Annotated in this window: 19 protein-coding genes and 2 pseudogenes; 11 read left to right on the top strand and 10 right to left on the bottom strand. The window is 34.6% G+C overall.

Translation table 11 applies throughout. The features are described from left to right. Positions 1–24 precede the first annotated feature (24 nt). Complete coding sequence (locus Q5794_RS08905) at positions 25–204, top strand: H-type small acid-soluble spore protein (RefSeq protein ID WP_013056420.1); 180 nt, start codon at positions 25–27, stop codon at positions 202–204. 117 nt (positions 205–321) lie between these two features. After that, positions 322–492, top strand: coding sequence for a hypothetical protein (locus Q5794_RS08900; protein ID WP_013056419.1), 171 nt, complete (start codon positions 322–324; stop codon positions 490–492). 248 nt (positions 493–740) lie between these two features. Here Q5794_RS08900 and Q5794_RS08895 read toward each other — a convergent pair whose 3' ends face one another. From Q5794_RS08895 to Q5794_RS08885, 3 genes are all read right to left on the bottom strand, one after another. Next, positions 741–1,058 (bottom strand): DUF3243 domain-containing protein, encoded by a 318-nt coding sequence (locus Q5794_RS08895; protein ID WP_214987638.1) that lies wholly within the window; start codon positions 1,056–1,058, stop codon positions 741–743. 475 nt (positions 1,059–1,533) lie between these two features. Further along, positions 1,534–1,722 carry a hypothetical protein gene (locus Q5794_RS08890; RefSeq protein ID WP_374988986.1) on the bottom strand — a complete coding sequence of 63 codons (189 nt, stop codon included), beginning with the start codon at positions 1,720–1,722 and terminating at the stop codon, positions 1,534–1,536. Positions 1,723–1,974: 252 nt separating this feature from the next. Further along, a complete protein-coding gene (locus tag Q5794_RS08885) occupies positions 1,975–2,349 on the bottom strand; it encodes a cupredoxin domain-containing protein (protein WP_214987635.1) in 375 nt (124 codons plus the stop codon). 317 nt (positions 2,350–2,666) lie between these two features. Between Q5794_RS08885 and Q5794_RS08880 the strand changes: the two genes are divergently transcribed. Beyond that, complete coding sequence (locus Q5794_RS08880; RefSeq protein WP_214987634.1) at positions 2,667–4,097, top strand: sorbosone dehydrogenase family protein; 1,431 nt, start codon at positions 2,667–2,669, stop codon at positions 4,095–4,097. A gap of 351 nt (positions 4,098–4,448) precedes the next feature. After that, positions 4,449–5,009, top strand: a complete 561-nt coding sequence (locus tag Q5794_RS08875) for a hypothetical protein (RefSeq protein WP_214987633.1) — start codon at positions 4,449–4,451, stop codon at positions 5,007–5,009. A 60-nt stretch (positions 5,010–5,069) separates the two neighbouring features. Here the strand turns inward: Q5794_RS08875 and Q5794_RS08870 are convergent, their stop codons facing one another. After that, positions 5,070–6,665, bottom strand: coding sequence for an acetolactate synthase large subunit (locus Q5794_RS08870; RefSeq protein WP_214987632.1), 1,596 nt, complete (start codon positions 6,663–6,665; stop codon positions 5,070–5,072). Positions 6,666–7,122: 457 nt separating this feature from the next. On the opposite strand from Q5794_RS08870, the pseudogene Q5794_RS08865 reads away from it, so the two are divergent. Then, positions 7,123–7,767, top strand: a pseudogene (locus Q5794_RS08865) (glycosyltransferase). 735 nt (positions 7,768–8,502) lie between these two features. Beyond that, positions 8,503–8,703 carry a cold-shock protein gene (locus tag Q5794_RS08860; RefSeq protein ID WP_013056409.1) on the top strand — a complete coding sequence of 67 codons (201 nt, stop codon included), beginning with the start codon at positions 8,503–8,505 and terminating at the stop codon, positions 8,701–8,703. Between the two features lie 84 nt (positions 8,704–8,787). Here Q5794_RS08860 and Q5794_RS08855 read toward each other — a convergent pair whose 3' ends face one another. Together Q5794_RS08855 and Q5794_RS08850 are read right to left on the bottom strand one after the other, a co-directional pair. Beyond that, a complete protein-coding gene (locus Q5794_RS08855) occupies positions 8,788–8,961 on the bottom strand; it encodes a hypothetical protein (protein ID WP_214987631.1) in 174 nt (57 codons plus the stop codon). A 37-nt stretch (positions 8,962–8,998) separates the two neighbouring features. Then, positions 8,999–10,399: a DEAD/DEAH box helicase gene (locus Q5794_RS08850; RefSeq protein WP_374988985.1), complete on the bottom strand. Its 1,401-nt coding sequence runs from the start codon at positions 10,397–10,399 to the stop codon at positions 8,999–9,001. A 284-nt stretch (positions 10,400–10,683) separates the two neighbouring features. On the opposite strand from Q5794_RS08850, the gene Q5794_RS08845 reads away from it, so the two are divergent. Continuing rightward, positions 10,684–10,887 carry a cold-shock protein gene (locus tag Q5794_RS08845; protein ID WP_025749139.1) on the top strand — a complete coding sequence of 68 codons (204 nt, stop codon included), beginning with the start codon at positions 10,684–10,686 and terminating at the stop codon, positions 10,885–10,887. Positions 10,888–11,170: 283 nt separating this feature from the next. On the opposite strand, the gene Q5794_RS08840 is transcribed toward Q5794_RS08845, so the two are convergent. Next, positions 11,171–11,374: a cold-shock protein gene (locus Q5794_RS08840; RefSeq protein ID WP_013056405.1), complete on the bottom strand. Its 204-nt coding sequence runs from the start codon at positions 11,372–11,374 to the stop codon at positions 11,171–11,173. Between the two features lie 950 nt (positions 11,375–12,324). Here Q5794_RS08840 and Q5794_RS08835 point away from each other — a divergent pair. Next, complete coding sequence (locus Q5794_RS08835; protein ID WP_013056404.1) at positions 12,325–12,471, top strand: BH0509 family protein; 147 nt, start codon at positions 12,325–12,327, stop codon at positions 12,469–12,471. 298 nt (positions 12,472–12,769) lie between these two features. Here the strand turns inward: Q5794_RS08835 and Q5794_RS08830 are convergent, their stop codons facing one another. Beyond that, a complete protein-coding gene (locus Q5794_RS08830) occupies positions 12,770–13,663 on the bottom strand; it encodes a LysR family transcriptional regulator (RefSeq protein WP_374988984.1) in 894 nt (297 codons plus the stop codon). Positions 13,664–13,847: 184 nt separating this feature from the next. Between Q5794_RS08830 and Q5794_RS08825 the strand changes: the two genes are divergently transcribed. Beyond that, complete coding sequence (locus Q5794_RS08825; protein ID WP_374988983.1) at positions 13,848–14,186, top strand: DMT family transporter; 339 nt, start codon at positions 13,848–13,850, stop codon at positions 14,184–14,186. Then, a complete protein-coding gene (locus Q5794_RS08820; RefSeq protein ID WP_047932960.1) occupies positions 14,186–14,497 on the top strand; it encodes a multidrug efflux SMR transporter in 312 nt (103 codons plus the stop codon). The genes Q5794_RS08825 and Q5794_RS08820 overlap by 1 nt, the downstream gene beginning before the upstream one ends. Positions 14,498–14,682: 185 nt before the next feature. Here Q5794_RS08820 and Q5794_RS08815 read toward each other — a convergent pair whose 3' ends face one another. Continuing rightward, on the bottom strand, positions 14,683–15,477 hold the full coding sequence (locus Q5794_RS08815; RefSeq protein ID WP_374988982.1) for a hypothetical protein: 795 nt from the start codon (positions 15,475–15,477) through the stop codon (positions 14,683–14,685). 214 nt (positions 15,478–15,691) lie between these two features. Here Q5794_RS08815 and Q5794_RS08810 point away from each other — a divergent pair, with 214 nt between their 5' ends. After that, complete coding sequence (locus Q5794_RS08810) at positions 15,692–16,189, top strand: DinB family protein (protein ID WP_374988981.1); 498 nt, start codon at positions 15,692–15,694, stop codon at positions 16,187–16,189. Positions 16,190–16,364: 175 nt separating this feature from the next. Here the strand turns inward: Q5794_RS08810 and Q5794_RS08805 are convergent. Next, positions 16,365–16,571 (bottom strand): annotated as a pseudogene (locus tag Q5794_RS08805) (cysteine hydrolase); the annotation flags it as partial. Positions 16,572–16,574: the final 3 nt, after the last annotated feature.

The following is a 16,574-nucleotide window of genomic DNA, read 5'->3' as shown; positions in this document are numbered from 1 at the left end:
CATACTAAAAAATGAGGTGATAATATGGAAATAAATCGAGCTAAGCAAATTCTTTCTTCACCCAAGGAAATTGATGTTCATTACCACGGAGTTCCTATTTGGATTAAAAGTGTAGATGAAACATCAAGTATGGCTACCGTTCATGCGAGAGGAACACATGATGAAGACCGTATGGTTCCAGTCCTTGATTTAGAAGAAAAATAAAAAGCCATAAAGGAAGAATGTGGAATTTTCACATTCTTTTCTTCCATCTCCAAATAGAACCGAATAACTGATACCATATTTCTCTAAGCTTTATTTATAAGAAAAAAGAGGTGCAGCATGAAAGAGAAAAAAGAACCACAATTCAGAAGTGGCGAGCTAGAAAATGCGGAACTAAAAGGCTATTATGGAATGGATCCTGAAACTAGCCTTCAATCTGTTAATTTTGCTACGACAGAGAACCTATACTTAAATGAACATTACCAGGAAGATTCTAAAGAAAATGAATAAAGAGGGAAGAAAATAACCGATCTTTATTTCTTTTCTTTAGTTATACATTTTTAATAAGTTGTCAATAAAAGGGGTTGCAGATACCATATTTCAATCTCCGCTTATTCTTACTTCTGCAAAGATATTACCTAACACATAACGAATATAAAGAGCCAATTGCTTTACGCAAGTGGCTCTTTGCTACGTTAATTGAATACACTTGAATCCCTAATAAATAATGGCAAATAGCAATCTATAAGTGATTTAGATTATTCTTTAACTAATTTAACAAGCATATGAGCAAGATGATGTTGTTCTTCCTCATTTCCAACTTTCCATAACTCATGTAACAAGTATTGCTCTTCATTTTGTGGCTCCTCATGCGTTGCGAGATAATCAGCTATTTTTTTAGCTGCTAGAGCTAATTGATTATCATTTAACCCTAGTTTCTCACCTTTTGTGACTTTATCTCCTAAGTAACTTTTAAATTTGTTAAAACTAGAAAGGATGTTGTCTTTCTTCTCTTGACTCATTTCATTTAGTTTATCCTCTACTTTATTTTCAACGGTTTCAGTATTATTGTTCATTTTTCATTCTCCTTCCAATTAAGTATTAATGTTCTTATATGGTAAATCCCCCATTTACAAGTATATAAATATTTCGTAGCCTACTCATATATTAAGTAGAATAGTTAACGGGCTTCAAAATAGTGCACACTTCTTTTTTGACGAGTTTGAATAGAAGATATTGGATATTAAAAAAGAAAAACTTCCCTAGTGCGTTAAGGGAGTTTTTCTTTTTTTAATATTAAGGGTGTAATTGCTTGTTACTTACATATCATTTAATATTTTTGTAGATATTTATTATAACCTATCAAATGATTTCGAGAAAGTAAAAAATGAAAGCGATTACTTTAAATTTAAAATAATAAATGAAACATAACTGTTTTTTATGAGATGTATTTTGGTTCTGAAAAAATACAGAGCTTAAGCTTAAGCTTAAGCTTAAGCTTAAGCTTAAGCGCTCTAAAGTTTCTCTTATATATTAATATATAAGAAACTTTTATTCTTTATCGTTTCGTGGCACAGCATTAGAAACCATAGAAGTGTCTCCAGTATAATATTTATGCAGATAAGGAGCAGAAGACTTAGCAGGCTTTGTTACAAACTCTTTCTCAAGATCATCTAATTTGGTTTCATCTGTATTGTTCTCTGATACCTGTTCTAAATTATTTGATTGATTATCGCCCATATAAAATTCCTCCTTTTAATTAAACAATGCTCATTGCTCATTAAGGATACATTTTTTAATAACCTGGATATAAATGCTGTTTTTATTCTATACTTTCCTGTGCTTTTTCTTCATTTAGTATATATTTGAAATAAATATTTATTACTTTTTTGAAATTGTGAACGATTTATTTATACCTTTAAAATCCATTATGTTAATTAAGAAAGTATGTTATATTCACTTCAAAAAGCAGAGACCGATTGGCCCTGCTTGTTATTTGACTATCACTTTCCCCACCATTCCACTATTAAAATGATACCTACATATCAGTTCATATGTACCAGGGTTTTGTGGTTTTACAGTAATGGTTTTTTCTTTTCCAGGCTGGACTTCAGCGTCAATTCCGAGCTTTTCTACTGTGAAGGTATGCTCTTTCTGACCTTCATTTTTTAATATCAATGTTGTCGTTTTTCCACTCGGGATAGTGATGGTTTCTGGATTAAAGTAATCATCGTTCAACTGAACCTCCATGGTTTTTTGTCTTACCATGTCGAATTCGGCCAAAACACCGAGTGATCCTGAAGTCATCACACTGATAACCATCGCAAACAAAACGACTAATCCCATTAACCAGTTTTTCATAGACATTTGCATTCACTCCTTTCATAAGCCATATTCTTTTCCAATTCATAAAATAATATCAATATTTTTTTGTGAATGAAGTATTATTTTTCCTTAATTTCAATTTCTGGAAAGTACAAATAGTTATAAACGTTGAGAGAATCGTGAGTGCTAAGAGAAGTAAATAGCAGGTGTAATCAAGGGTGGGTAGGTTTTATGAAAGAAGCTTCTCGATTAGGTCTCGCCATTAAATTGCCTAACTTTATAAAATAGTATTGATACTAATAGAACAGTTACAATCATATTCTTATAAGAGAAAACAATAAAAAGGAGTGTCAAGTTAGTTGATAAAAGCTAAGGTTAGTTTACGGCCTATTGTTAGTAAGATAAATTTACCTACCGTTTTGAAAACAGCTATACTTCCTGGTGACTCATTTGAAAGCTTATTTATTGCAACTCAAGTAGGAGAGATCTTTTACATAAGAGACGAAGCTATACAGACTTTTTTAGATATTCGCTCACGAATCATAAAATTAGGTACGTCTGAACCAGGTGTTTCTCGCGGAGGATATGATGAACGAGGATTGCTAGGGCTAGCGTTTCATCCAGAATTTTATTATAACGGTCTGTTTTATCTTCATTACTCAGTAGCTGGAACACAAGGCCCAGGTGCACTTTCCGAACATTATAGGCCTAACCCGTGTGATCCTAAAACTTCAAACTTAAGGTGGATAAATAGAGAAACTAAATATGATCATATTGATACAGTGGAAGAATGGGTTTTCCAACCAAATGCTCAGCCTCAAAAAAGACGGACGTTACTTAACTTAAGAAGACCATTTTTTAATCATAATGGTGTCAACAGCTTAAACTTTTCACCTGAAACTGGAAAACTTATCTTAACAATCGGAGATGGTGGATCAGGCTATGACCCCTTTAACTTAAGTCAGGATGATATGGAAATTTACGGGAAAATAATTGAAATTGATGTAGGTAAGAATATATTCATCCATAATCCACCCGCAGTCACACGTTTTAGTGAACTCCCCTCACCTATTCAGGAAACTCTTACGCTCATTGCCAAAGGAGTTCGCAATATAACGGGCATTTCATTTCAAAGATTTTATAATCAGTACATCAAATATGTAGGAAATGTTGGACAAGACGTGGTAGAGTCGATTTTTTCATTCGTTCATTATAAGCCAATACCTGTTTCTCAACTTGTTCAAGCTTCTTTAATGAGAGCTAAAACGAGCCAAAAAGGATTTATTAACCTTGGCTGGCGGGGATGGGAAGGAGATTTTCCAACTTCGTTTATAAAAAGATGTTCTGAAAATCCGGCCTTGGATGAGAAAATAATTGCTTATTACAATGAAGCGGTAAAAACTTCAGTGAAACGTCTTCAGCCTTTAACTAGTTATTTTCACAAAGATCCCCGACCCAATAAATTTGGAGGGACCTCCCTTACAGGAGTTCAGCCATATATGGGGAATAAAATCCCTAGCTTAACAGGAAGCGTTATGTTTACAGATATTGCACAGGTCAAAGAATCTCAATCCCCAGTTAGAGGAGTTTTAGCTTATACCAGAGCAGGTACAGATTGTAAGCTAAATGATTTTAGTGTTGTGGAAATTGATTATAATTTTGGTTCCCAATCAGCTTACTACGTTAGTTTGGGAACGAACCTGGATCAAACCAGGCTTTATTTAGGAGTTTATGGCTCTATGAAAGTGTCTGACTTTAATCAAGGTACTGTTTTTGAAATTGTTCCATGACTTATATTTATAAAATTCGACTGGGTATTGATTTTCTCCTAAAAATTATAGCTTAATTTTTTCACCAGCTATTTTATAGGAATGAACAAATGAACTTTCTAGAAAATAAAAAAGCCTTTAATCAATAAAGCCCATAAAAGATTCATTTTATGGGCTACAGTACATACCTTTAGAAAGATAAAGAAATTTATCTTAACGGATATGACCTATTCCTGTAAAAGTAAATGCGACTTATTAGTCCCCCCTCTTAATTTCTTTATATATTACATGTAAGAGTTGATATATCGGACAATGATCTAAATCTCTCTTTAACCCCTTATAATGTAAAAACAGTTAACGGAGGTGAAATTCATGTACTTTTTAAAGTCTCTTTCAAATGAAGTAAAATTTGCGCAACTTTTTTTTAATAGACTATCTAAAACTAAGCAGCTTGTATCAGGCGCTCTTTTCGCCAGCTTAGCAGCCTTTTTTCAATCAGCAGGAGGTTTCTTACCAGGAATAGGAATTTTTATTAGTCCATTATCTACTGCACCCATTCTTTTTTGTTTTACACTTTCGCTCCCTTTAGGATTTATTACCTATATACTAACGAATCTGCTTCTTCTCATTACCCAGCCAAGTGAACTTATTATTTTTCCTTTTACCACAGGAATATTGGGAATGGGCATAGGAGCCGCTTTTTACTTTTTTAAAAAGAGATTGTACATTATTATAAGTGGGGCCACCCTATTAACTGTTGGGATTATTACCCTATTGTACGGTTTCAAATTCCCAGTACTAGGTCCCGTGATTTCTAAAAATTTTTCTCTTTCTACTACTGGTTTAATTTTTGTATTTACTTTCCTTTATAGTTGGATTTGGGTTGAACTCAGCTTAGCTTATTTTAAAAAATTAAAAACCTTTATTTCCTAGTGAATCTACAAATTAATCCCTTAACAGAGATAACTCGTTAAAATAATGGAGAAATCCCAATCAGCTTTTTAGAAGAACGTCAATTAGGACAATCTCATCTAAACCTTGTAAGGCTCTTTTCATTATATTTTCAAATTCAACTAAACTATTTGCCTGTTCCCCTTTAATTCCAAAGCTTTTTGCCAGTTGAACAAAATCTGGGTTTGTAAAAGTTACTCCATAGCTCTTACCAAACTTTTTGTTCATCATTTCCTGCTCTATTTTTAATGTAGAGTCGTTTAAAACAATAATGATGAATGAAAGCCCTAAGCGCTTTGCCGTCTCTATTTCAGCAAAATTCATTAAAGCTCCTCCATCTCCAGTAATACAAATAGCTGGATCATTAGGGCAGGCTAGTTTAGCTCCAATTGAGCCTGGTAGAGCAATACCTATGGAAGCTAGACCATTTGATATAATGAGCCTGTTAGGGTTTTTAGGTTGATAAGTTCGGGCTATAGATACTTTATGAGCTCCCACATCTGAAATCACAATTGTTTTCTCTGAAGAGAGCTTGTCAATAATATGCAAGATATTCTCGATTGTCAAAGGCAGCAAATTGCTATCTATCTTTTTTTCTTCAATGTGATAAGATTGCTTAATTTGTTCCTGGAGATTATCAGAGGGAATCCATGGTTTAGAAGGAATATCAAGCTGATTGAATACTCGTAAAGTTTGCTTTATATCTCCAACCAATTCGACCTCTATAGGGTAATATTCATCTACTTCTGCGGGTAAAGTATCTATATGCAAAATTGGTGTTTTTTCCGTGTTCCATTCTTTGGGTAATCTTTCGACAAAATCAAACCCAATTACAATAAGTAGATCAGCTTCCTTTAAGCCTGCGAGCACTTCATCTTTTTCATTAAATCCAAACGTAAAGAAATTTTGTGGATGATCTTTAGACAATACACCTTTAGCCATATAACTATGGGTAACAGGTGATTGAAGGCGTTCAATAAATGGTTGAAGCTCATCCACGGCTCCCTGTCTAACAGCGCCGTTACCGATAATAACAAAAGGTTTCTTATACTGCTTAATAAGAGTATTGGCAGCATGAATGGACTCCAATATAGGTATGCTTACGGGTATAGATGTAGGTAAAATAGTTTTAATGGGAACAATTTGAGTTGCTAAGTCTTCTGGCAATTCTACTACTACGGGTCCTGGCTTTTCCATTTGTGCAATTTTAAATGCTTTTCGAATAATCTCAGGAAGCGTTTGTGCATCTTTTATCTGAACACCCCACTTCGTTGCCGGTTCCACCATTTTGATAATGTCCATATACTGATGCGAATCTTTATGCTGCCTTCCCAAAGCAGCCTGTCCTGTTAAAGCAACAACAGGGGAATGGTCTAGCTTTGCGCTAGATATACCTGTCAATAAATTAGTAGCTCCAGGGCCTAATGTTGATAAGCATACCCCTACTTTGTTTGTTAACCTTCCGTATACATCTGCCATAAAAGCAGCTCCTTGCTCATGCCTCACATTCACGAATTGAATCTGTTTAGAGTTGGATAAAGAATCAATAAAATCCAAGGTCTCTTTACCGGGTATTCCGAAAATATATTCAACTCCCTCATTTTCTAAACATTGAACAAGTGTATCCGTCACTTTCATATTGTTCGACCTCTCTCTAGATAGTATTCTGACAAGCTTATGTGAAAGGAATAGATCATTAATCTTTATCTCATTTTTTGAGTTTCAACTCGCAAAAACCCCAAATATATGCAAAAAGATCCTATTCACTAACTATTGTTTATAGTGTTGCCATTAGGTTCTTATGTTAAATACATTTTTTAGAGAATGTATAAATAATTGAATGGGTCAAAAAACTTGGAAGGAAATTAGACCTCAATGACTGTTTCTTTGTTAGTGAACAAAAAAGGCTTCATTTTTTCTGCTATAACCTTACAGAAAGGTATCCTCTCTAACCCTTCCTCTATGTTGGCTGATTGAAAGTGTGGAGATACCCTATAAAAAATTACTATTAGAAAGTAACATTTTGAGAAATGTAAAAAATCCCATATACAAATAATAAGACGCATACTCGTTTAAATTGGAAGGAGCCGTTTTTATGAAAAGATTATTATTGATGGGATTTATGTTGTTATTTTCGCTAAACATGCTGGTTGAACCAAGTAGTGCTCGTGCTGAAACACAAGAACATCGTGTTAGTCAATCTCAGGTAAAGTTTGAAAATGAATTCAGAAGACTTTGGATGGATCATGTACTGTGGACAAGCAATTATATTACAAGTGCAACAACAGCAGGGTCAGAAGACCAAAAACAGGTGTTGACAAGGTTATTAAAAAATCAAGAAGATATCGGGAATGCTGTGAAGCCGATATACTGAGAGGAAGCTGGGAATAGACTTACGGATTTGCTCAAGGAACATATTGTGATTGCTGGCAAGATTGTAGATGCGGCTAAAACGGGAAAGAAAGCCTTGGTGAATCAGTTAAACAAAGAATGATATAGAAATGCTGATGATATAGCAGCGTTCCTTAGCCAGGCCAACCCTTATTTAAAAAATGAAGATTTGAAAAAATTACTGTATATGCATCTAAAATTAGTGACAGATGATTTATCTGCAAGCTTAGAAAAAGATTGGGAGACAAGAATCGTTGCAATTGATGAAGGAGTCTCACGTATTATCTTAATGGCAGATACTATATCTGAGGGAGTTGTGAAGCAGTTTCCAAAGAAATTTAATAAATAATTTTAATAATATCCAGTATTATTTGAAATTTCTTCATAAAACACTGCATCTGTAAGGGCTCTTTTGCTGGATGACTCTAAGAAACCTTATGTTCACTAAAAAGGTACACGTAGATATTCTGCATAAAGCATCATAACCAAAGGTTTATTAAATTTAAACACTGGGTATTATCAAATCAAGACGATGTGTTAAGAGTACCGCCCGTGCATAGGGTGTGTCCTTCTCTATTCTATAAAAAATGGCGCCTAAAACGGCGTCATTTTTTATTTGGAAACAAGTTTACTGATTCTAGTGCGAAGGTTGTATTTATATGAAAAAGGTATATAGATTCCTATCTAATAGAATGTATTTTTACCCCACTATTCAAAAATTTTTTGAGTGAACTTCATTTTCTTTAGGAAAGACCGGTTCCATCGTGCTCTCTCATCTAATTTAGGCTCATATTTATGAATACAATGCCCTAAACGATTGTGTGAACAGTGGCTAATACTCGACTTCTATCATTTCCATGTTTAGAAGATCACTTATAAATATTTTGAAATTTTTACACGAGAACTCCATTATGAGGTATATAGTCATGCTCTTATTACCTTTTAATGGAATGAATGATGATAAAGAAAGTTAAAAAGATCAAATTAATTTAAGTTTAAGATGTCTCTATTGGGATAATATAATAAATAAGCTAGATTTAATGATAATCTGGTTTATTTTCTACATTTTAGGAGGCAACAAAAAATGGAACATGGTAAAGTGAAATGGTTTAATGCTGACAAAGGTTTTGGATTTATTGAGCGCGAAGGTGGAGAAGATGTATTTGTTCACTTCTCAGCTATTCAAGGTGAAGGCTTTAAATCCTTGGATGAAGGTCAAGAAGTGACTTTTGATATCGAACAGGGACAACGTGGACCACAAGCGACAAACGTAAATAAAGCATAAGAAACCATAATAAAAAACAGACTCTATTTTCAGAGTCTGTTTTTACTTAAAAAGATTTTTATATCAACACTTATTCATCAATAATTAGAGTTCATGTTTTTTTAACTCTTCTTCGAAGAAAAAGGTACTTGGGTATTTGTCGACTGTATAAGAGTATCTTTTCATGTTTTTTACATAATGACTTTTTAAGATTGTCACTAATTCATTCGATACTCTTATATTTACTACTTCTCCATTACTAAATATTTTCTCACTCATAGCCCTTATCCTTTCTCGCATCAAAAATAATCAGGGATTATTTTCTATATGTTTTTTTACGGCCTACTGTTTCTTTTCTCCCTCTATTTCTCTTACGTTCTGTTTTTGCCTTTTTATTACGAAGTGGTGCCACTTCAGTCAATTGGACAGAGGTCATATTTGATTCTTTTGTTAAGAGCTTTAAAGTGGCTGACAGTAAAGAAACAGAATCCACTTCTTCTAATAACTTTTCCGCCATTGGCTTATATTCCACAAACTCCCCTTTGTCGATAGCGGTCAAAACCTGGTGAATGATTGCTTCCTGATGCCCAGCCATTACCTCACTAGAAGTAGGAGGTGATTGTCTAGACATTTTGGTTTTCGTGACATCTTCGATCACTTTTAAGTGATTACGTTCTCTTGGAGTTATAAAGGTAACTGCCAATCCCTTAGTACCTGCCCGTCCTGTTCGGCCAATACGATGAACATAGCTTTCAGGGTCCTGAGGAATATCAAAATTATAGACATGGCTAACACCTGTAATATCAAGTCCTCTTGCTGCAACGTCGGTTGCAACCATAATCTCAATCGTATGATTCTTGAATTGACGAATTACATCGGCACGTTTGGATTGCGTAAGATCTCCATGAATGCCTTCTGCTGCATATCCACGCTTTTTTAGCCCTTCAGCAAGTTCATCCACACGTTTTTTTGTGCGTCCAAACACAATAGCAAGGTCTGGTGATTGAAGGTCTACGAGATTACAAAGAACATCAAATTTTCGATTCTCTGGAATTTCCATATATTGCTGTTCGATGTTCTTTACCGTTAACTCCTTCGCTTTTACTTTTACGAGTTCAGGTTCGTTCATAAATTTCCGGGCTAGACTTTGTACTTGCTTCGACATGGTTGCTGAAAATAGCAAGGTTTGATGAGGCGAAGAGATGCCACCAAGAATCGTTTGGATATCTTCAATAAAGCCCATATTTAACATCTCATCTGCTTCATCCAGAACAGCTGTACGAATATGATTTAAACGAATGGTTCTTCTTTTCATATGGTCCTTAAGGCGTCCTGGGGTTGCGGAGATAATATGCGGCCTGTTTTTAAGGGCTTTGATCTGACGGTTAATATCCTGGCCTCCATAGATGGGTAGCGTTTTAACTCCTTTTACCTGTCCAATTCGATTTAACTCCTCTGCTACTTGAATAGCCAGTTCACGTGTCGGTGCTAAGACTATTCCCTGAATCCCTTCTTCACCAAGCTCAACCCGCTCTATAAGAGGGATGCCAAAAGCTGTTGTCTTTCCAGTACCGGTTTGAGCTTGTCCAATTAGATCTTTACCCGTCATAGCTATCGGAATAGCTTCAGCCTGAATCGGCGTCGCCTCTTCAAAGCCTAAGTTATGAACTGCCTTTTCAATTTCCTTGCTTAAATTAAAATCAGAAAATTTTTTCATTTTTTCGTGCTCCTTCTCTTACTTAAATTCAGAAATGAGAAAAGTACTCTTTAACCAGAGGTGTTATTTATTCATTTCTGCGTATTGGAAATCAGTGTTATTATTCACGAACATCTTATTTTAGCGTATCTATACAAGGCGAATTTATGCCTTATTTTATCCGCACTTCCGCGTATTTATAAATTTTTATAGGATCTATAAAGTGTGGTTTAATTTAGAAAGATATGGTTCTTACTATTTCTTTTTTAAAAGGCATACTATTCAGGAGGAGGGATGATGTAGTTATGTATTATAACCATAGGAAGAAAAATCAAGAGCCCTTACCTAAAGAACAAATAGAGATTTGGGAATGTGAATCAGAAGAATGTAATGGTTGGATGAGAAAAAATTTCTCTTATCAAAATCATCAAAAGTGTCCTTTATGTGGCCATAAAATGAGAACAGGAGAACGGCTTTTAGATGCGTCTCCTAATCCCCATCAAAAATAATTTATGCCCGTCTGTTGTATAAATCTATAAAAAACTTACGGCACTTCTTTAACTGAAAGTAAACTTCTTACCAAACAAACATGCCATATTTGCTTTGTATTTCTAGTGTATGGTTAACTAGTTCATACCTTGTACCCTTCGTATGACCCAGAAACCAGACTTAAAACGCTGGTTTTTCTATTATAACGAGATTTTAAAATGAGATATAATATGTCTTTTGCTAGCTAGTGAAATCAAAAGTAAAAAAAAGACTCCTAGGTGGAGTCTTTTTTACTCATTTTAATTATGCTACTTTATGAACGTTAGCAGCTTGTGCTCCACGTTGGCCTTGTTCGATGTCAAACGTTACTTTTTGACCTTCTTCTAATGATTTAAAGCCTTCACCTTGAATAGAGCTGAAATGTACGAATACATCGTCTCCGCCTTCAATTTCGATAAAACCGAAGCCTTTGTCTGCATTAAACCATTTTACTGTACCTTGTTCCATAATAGTGCCTCCTGGTGTGGAATACTCCACACTTGTATTACTACCCTTGTCCAACCATACTATCTTAAGATGAAAATTTCTATGGAAGAGATTTCTCTTCTCTCAATTCTACACCGAACAAAAATAATTAACCTAAGCGTAACACACAGAACCGAAGATAGCAAATACAGAAAAATAGATAAAATTTTAAAATGGAAATATATGTATCATAATAAGAACTAATTTAAGGTTTACTAGCAGTACATAAATTCAATGGACTTTCACCATTTTTGCACCTCTGTAGATTATTTACAAAATAATAAGCGCATTAAGAAACCTGCTGTTTTTGTGTATATGAAATTTTTCATAAAATTGATATCTTGGGCATAATACAGGATAGACACTTGGTAGAGGGGGGATTGTGTGAGACTGAAGGATGGAAACTTTTATACAGATAGTAGAACCAATAAGGTATATAGATTAAATGAAGATAACAAAGGAAGTTGGTACCTGAGTACTCATGATGATGAAGATAATAATCAAATGTCAAGAACTTCAGGACGTAACATGATGAAAATGTTAAAGAGTTTTTATAACAAAGTGAACGACAGTTGAAAATTTTCAGCTCTGGAAAACAGCATAAAAAATATAAAGCTAGCTTAACACAGCTAGCTTTATTTCTAGTTTATAGAGCTAGTTATCATAATGTTTTTTAGGGATTAAGCAACAATACTAACAAAAAATTTTTAGCCTTGCCATTGGGAATCACCTATTATTTAATTTCGATTGCAGAAGCCTTGTTGCCCCAATCGGATGCCATAATACCATTTCTATATTGTTTTTTGAAAAATCATCTATAATTGATATTGTTTTAATCTCATATTGATATATATAATAAAACCAAGAACAAAAGAAAACGCTTTCTAAATTTAAATACATTGTTACTTCTCAAACTATAAGGAGGATTTAAAATGAGCCAAGTGGAAAGAAATTCTAAAGTGCAGAAATTAGTTGAGTATCAAAAATTCAATGAAGAAGAAGTTTCGAAGATGACAGATCCGCAGGTTGAATATTATCACTGGCTCTATTTTGATGATTCCGCTTATGATTATATGTAACTCAATTATAAAATAAGAAAAAAGCACAAAAACGTTTGGTACCAACGGGTTTGTGCTTTTTTCTTTTCTTTAATTATAAGATTACTCGTTTTTAATACCATTTCCTGTGACAACAAAGTGAGGGCTGTCTTCCTTCCGGTTGAAAAGTCTCCAGAACTCACTATATTCATCGTCTTCTGACGTATCCGGAAATACCTCTAATAAATAACCTTGAGATAAAAAGATCTTTAGCCCTCCTACTTCGTCCGAGTCAACTCTTTCTACAATCGTGTGTTCGTTTATATCTTTTATAATCGATTCAATTCGTTCGCTGATTTTCCCCTTCTCTTACTTCGCTGATTGTCTTTATAAATTCACGCTCAGTTACTCCTAGATAGGAGTCGGAGCGACGAACATACACAATCCTGAGGTTTCTGTAAGGTTCAGGTATTGAAAATAGTTGTACTAACCCTTCCCGCTCATATCTTTCCGCTAATGACCGGGCTATAAGTGTCACACCAAGACCAGAAACTACTGTCCCCATAATCGTTTCAAGTGTAGCAAATTCCATAATTTTTGGTGATACTATTTGTTCGTCTTTTAACCACTGCTGTAGTCTTTCTCTATATTGGCAGCCTTCATTAAATAAAATGAATGGTAAGTGCAGTAACTCTTTGGCAGACTGACTCTGCTTCTTACCTTTTTCATTTGCACTGCATACAAGTACAATTTCTTCATCAAAAGCCGGAATTTGATCAAGCGTTGACACATTTACTGGTTCTGCTACAAATGCCCCGTCTAACTGAAACTTAAGAACTTTCTCTATTAATTGTGTACTGACTCCTGATACAAGAGAAATATCTACATTTTTGTGCTTATTATGATAGGAAGAAATGATTTCAGGAAACCCTACTACCGTTTCAACTAATCCAATACATAATGATCCAACAAGGTTACGCTCATCTTGAAAAGCTTTCTGTATTTCATCCATCAGCCTCATCATTTGTTCTCCATACGTTAAAAGTTTTCGACCTTCTACATTTAATGTCATTCCGCGTCTGTGACGATGAAACAATGGGTGTCCAATTTTTCGTTCAAGAGACCGAATACGTGCTGTTACATTTGGTTGGACATAACCTAGCTTATCAGCGGCAAGGCTTACACTGCCGTATTCTGCTACAGCCATAAATATGCGTATATCTTCTACTTCCATAAACATCCTCCTTTCCACTTACATTCATTTAGGTATTAATAATAGTGATATCTATAATCATTTATCATTATTTTACAAGATATCAAGCTCTAGATAAAATAATGACATCCGAGTGCTACTGCAATTATTTAGTAGCAATTACGTAAAGTTCTTAAAATGAGGTGACTGAAAGGAGGAAATCTGATTGTTTTATTTACTATTGTTTCTTGCCATCATCTTGGAGGTAATTGCAGTATTTTTTCTTAATCTTACAAATGGATTCACAAACTTTGTTCCTACTGTTTTCGCCATACTATTTTATTGTTCTTCAATTGCTGCTTATATGCTACTCAACGCCAAAGGTGAAGTAGGAGTAGCAAGTGCTTTGTATGCAGGAGGAGCAACCGTACTTGTTGTTGTCACAGGTATTATCTTTTTTGATGAAACTATTTCTTTATCTAAAATTTTAGGAGTTTCTCTTATTATAATCGGTGCAGTTTCTCTTAACATTAAAGGGAGCTCTAAAGAAAGGTTGACAGCGTAATGGGATACGTATTTTTAACGATGGGCTTAGTTTTAGGCATTGCAGGGCAAATGTGTGTAAAACTATCTAAAGGCTTTAGACAAACTGTTCCCACAATAGGCGCATTTCTACTCTTCATTGCTTGTATTTATTTTATTTCTCTAACGACACACTATTTTGAAATGGGAATCGTTTTTGCTATATGGGCAGGGCTAACGATTGTTAGTACAACGCTGTTAGGAATTTATATATTTAAGGAATCAAAAAACAAGAGAAAAATTATCTCGGTTACTCTTATTATTACAGGTGTTATTATACTGAAAGCTTTCTAATAAAAATAAGATAAATATGGCCCTTACTTAACTTATAAGTAAGGGCACCAATGCAACTCGGTTCATCTCTTCTTCTAATTCATGTATTCGTTTTGATAATACACTTTTCAATTTCACAGCCTCTGCTAGAGAAATTTTAGACATAGATCAAAGCTCCTTTATTTATAAACTTAATTTTTACTATTTTATTGTTGTAATACCTTCTCATAATAAGGAGGTGTTGTGCCACTGCCGCCATACCCTGAGACACTGCTGCGATCTACTTTATAAGACATTACATAGTGTCCTTTTCGTTTCCCTTTGGTCCAGTTTTCTTCAAAGGTCACAAGGTATAACTCTTTATTTAATTTTTTAGCACGAGTGCTTCTTTGAACGTGATATCCCTCAAACGTTCCTTTCCATGTTCCAACTGTATCAGGAAATAAATCAATATCTGTTCCTTCACCACTTGTCGCAAACTCTATGGCATCTTTTTTAGTGAATGGCGGAAGACTAGGTGATATCACTTCCAATATACTCCAACTGAGAAGTAAAAGAACAAAAGGTATAATTAATAGTACTTTTGTTCTTTTTTCCCTGTCAATTCTTCTTTCTACCCACCAATCTATACATGCATATAACATAGCAGCTGCCATTCCGTAATAAGCCAAATATGTATCTTGAAAAAACAAACCGTTAATTAAACCTAACATGCCGTGAAAGAAGACAAATAGCCACCTCATGTTGGGAAAACATTTCTTTCGAATAGCGTCCAGTATAACTGAGACAAAATTCCCGTAAACAGCAATGATTGCACCTATATAAAAAAGATACACAAGGAACCATCCTGCCATGTCGTTTCCGATATGATACGACAGTTCTTCTTCATCAGTGAGCTGTAGAACTAGATCTGTTATTGCCAAGAGGTAAGCTAAAATAAAGCTTGTAGAAAGAGTTGTTATCGTTTTTCTCAAAATCACATAATCTTTTTCACTTTCCATAAAGGGTACCTTTTTCTACTTATTTCTATATATTTTATATTAAACCATATTTCGTCATTTAAAGGTGACTTACAAACAAAAAATTGTGATTGATACTATTTATTTTAGTGGCTTTGTTATTGTAAATCGTTAATCACAGAAGTACATATATTAAACTGATTTGTGTTAGACTGTTACAAGCTTAATACTTTGAAAAAGAAAGGCCGGAAAAAACATGACACAAACGAATACAGCATTTCGTGATGCGCTTATCAAATCACTGCGAGGTGAAAGAGGTCATCTTCCAACGATTAACGCAATAACCGATATTAATATGGAACTTGCTTCACATAAACCAGAGGAATTACCTTATTCTATTTATCAATTAGTAAAGCATATGAGCTATTGGCAAGACTTTTTACTTGCTCTTGCTAAAGGAGAAAACCCCGTAAGACCGAAAAGTGTGAGTGAAAGCTGGCCCGACCATCCAGCTCCGTCTGATGAGCAAGAATGGAAAAAGACGATCGAGCATTTTTGTGATGGAATTGACGAAGCTTGTCATTTAGCTGATACATTAGCAATCGAAGAACCTCTGGAGGCTTGGCCAAGTGAAACCCCAGGGGGATTACTGCGCAATATTGCTTCTCACAATAGCTATCATCTAGGTGAAATTGTCATTATGAGAAGGTTAAATGGAGCATGGCCGCCGCCAACAGGAGGCTTTCCTGCTTAATAAAAAACGATTGAGACACAATGATTGGCAGAAATAAAGCCCTAAGAAGCGTCGATTAGACACTTTTAGGGCTTTATTTTAGTTATGTGCTATTACCTTTTGTTTTATCTATAAATCAATCGATTACTGAATTCGATTTTCAGTACTCTAAAAATCTTTGTCTTCGTGCAATTAGTTACCTATAAGAATAATGTGTCGGACGAAACAAGTCTTCTTCTGCATTTCTGACAATTGAAAAGTGTACAACATTGTAATGACCATGTAAACTTTCACTATGATGCTTTATAATTTGTTCCGTACTTAAACCTGTTACGGCTCGCTGTTGAATGCCCACCCCATTGATCGTAGCTGTTTTGACTGCACTATCTATACAGTGTTGCGTTTA

Source organism: Priestia megaterium (genome assembly GCF_041941685.1).
In the GTDB taxonomy this organism is placed as follows: Bacteria; Bacillota; Bacilli; order Bacillales; family Bacillaceae_H; genus Priestia; species Priestia megaterium_C.
Note: the sequence above shows the minus strand (reverse complement) of the source record. Positions and strands in the feature narration are given on the sequence as shown.

Bases quoted from the DNA above. Each gene is read 5' to 3' on its own strand.
- Q5794_RS08905 (WP_013056420.1), top strand. From the start codon at position 25: ATGGAAATAAATCGAGCTAAGCAAATTCTTTCTTCACCCAAGGAAATT.
- Q5794_RS08900 (WP_013056419.1), top strand. From the start codon at position 322: ATGAAAGAGAAAAAAGAACCACAATTCAGAAGTGGCGAGCTAGAAAAT.
- Q5794_RS08895 (WP_214987638.1), bottom strand. From the start codon at position 1,058: ATGAACAATAATACTGAAACCGTTGAAAATAAAGTAGAGGATAAACTA.
- Q5794_RS08890 (WP_374988986.1), bottom strand. From the start codon at position 1,722: ATGGGCGATAATCAATCAAATAATTTAGAACAGGTATCAGAGAACAAT.
- Q5794_RS08885 (WP_214987635.1), bottom strand. From the start codon at position 2,349: ATGTCTATGAAAAACTGGTTAATGGGATTAGTCGTTTTGTTTGCGATG.
- Q5794_RS08875 (WP_214987633.1), top strand. From the start codon at position 4,449: ATGTACTTTTTAAAGTCTCTTTCAAATGAAGTAAAATTTGCGCAACTT.
- Q5794_RS08870 (WP_214987632.1), bottom strand. From the start codon at position 6,665: ATGAAAGTGACGGATACACTTGTTCAATGTTTAGAAAATGAGGGAGTT.
- Q5794_RS08860 (WP_013056409.1), top strand. From the start codon at position 8,503: ATGGAACATGGTAAAGTGAAATGGTTTAATGCTGACAAAGGTTTTGGA.
- Q5794_RS08855 (WP_214987631.1), bottom strand. From the start codon at position 8,961: ATGAGTGAGAAAATATTTAGTAATGGAGAAGTAGTAAATATAAGAGTA.
- Q5794_RS08850 (WP_374988985.1), bottom strand. From the start codon at position 10,399: ATGAAAAAATTTTCTGATTTTAATTTAAGCAAGGAAATTGAAAAGGCA.
- Q5794_RS08845 (WP_025749139.1), top strand. From the start codon at position 10,684: ATGTATTATAACCATAGGAAGAAAAATCAAGAGCCCTTACCTAAAGAA.
- Q5794_RS08840 (WP_013056405.1), bottom strand. From the start codon at position 11,374: ATGGAACAAGGTACAGTAAAATGGTTTAATGCAGACAAAGGCTTCGGT.
- Q5794_RS08835 (WP_013056404.1), top strand. From the start codon at position 12,325: ATGAGCCAAGTGGAAAGAAATTCTAAAGTGCAGAAATTAGTTGAGTAT.
- Q5794_RS08830 (WP_374988984.1), bottom strand. From the start codon at position 13,663: ATGGAAGTAGAAGATATACGCATATTTATGGCTGTAGCAGAATACGGC.
- Q5794_RS08820 (WP_047932960.1), top strand. From the start codon at position 14,186: ATGGGATACGTATTTTTAACGATGGGCTTAGTTTTAGGCATTGCAGGG.
- Q5794_RS08815 (WP_374988982.1), bottom strand. From the start codon at position 15,477: ATGGAAAGTGAAAAAGATTATGTGATTTTGAGAAAAACGATAACAACT.
- Q5794_RS08810 (WP_374988981.1), top strand. From the start codon at position 15,692: ATGACACAAACGAATACAGCATTTCGTGATGCGCTTATCAAATCACTG.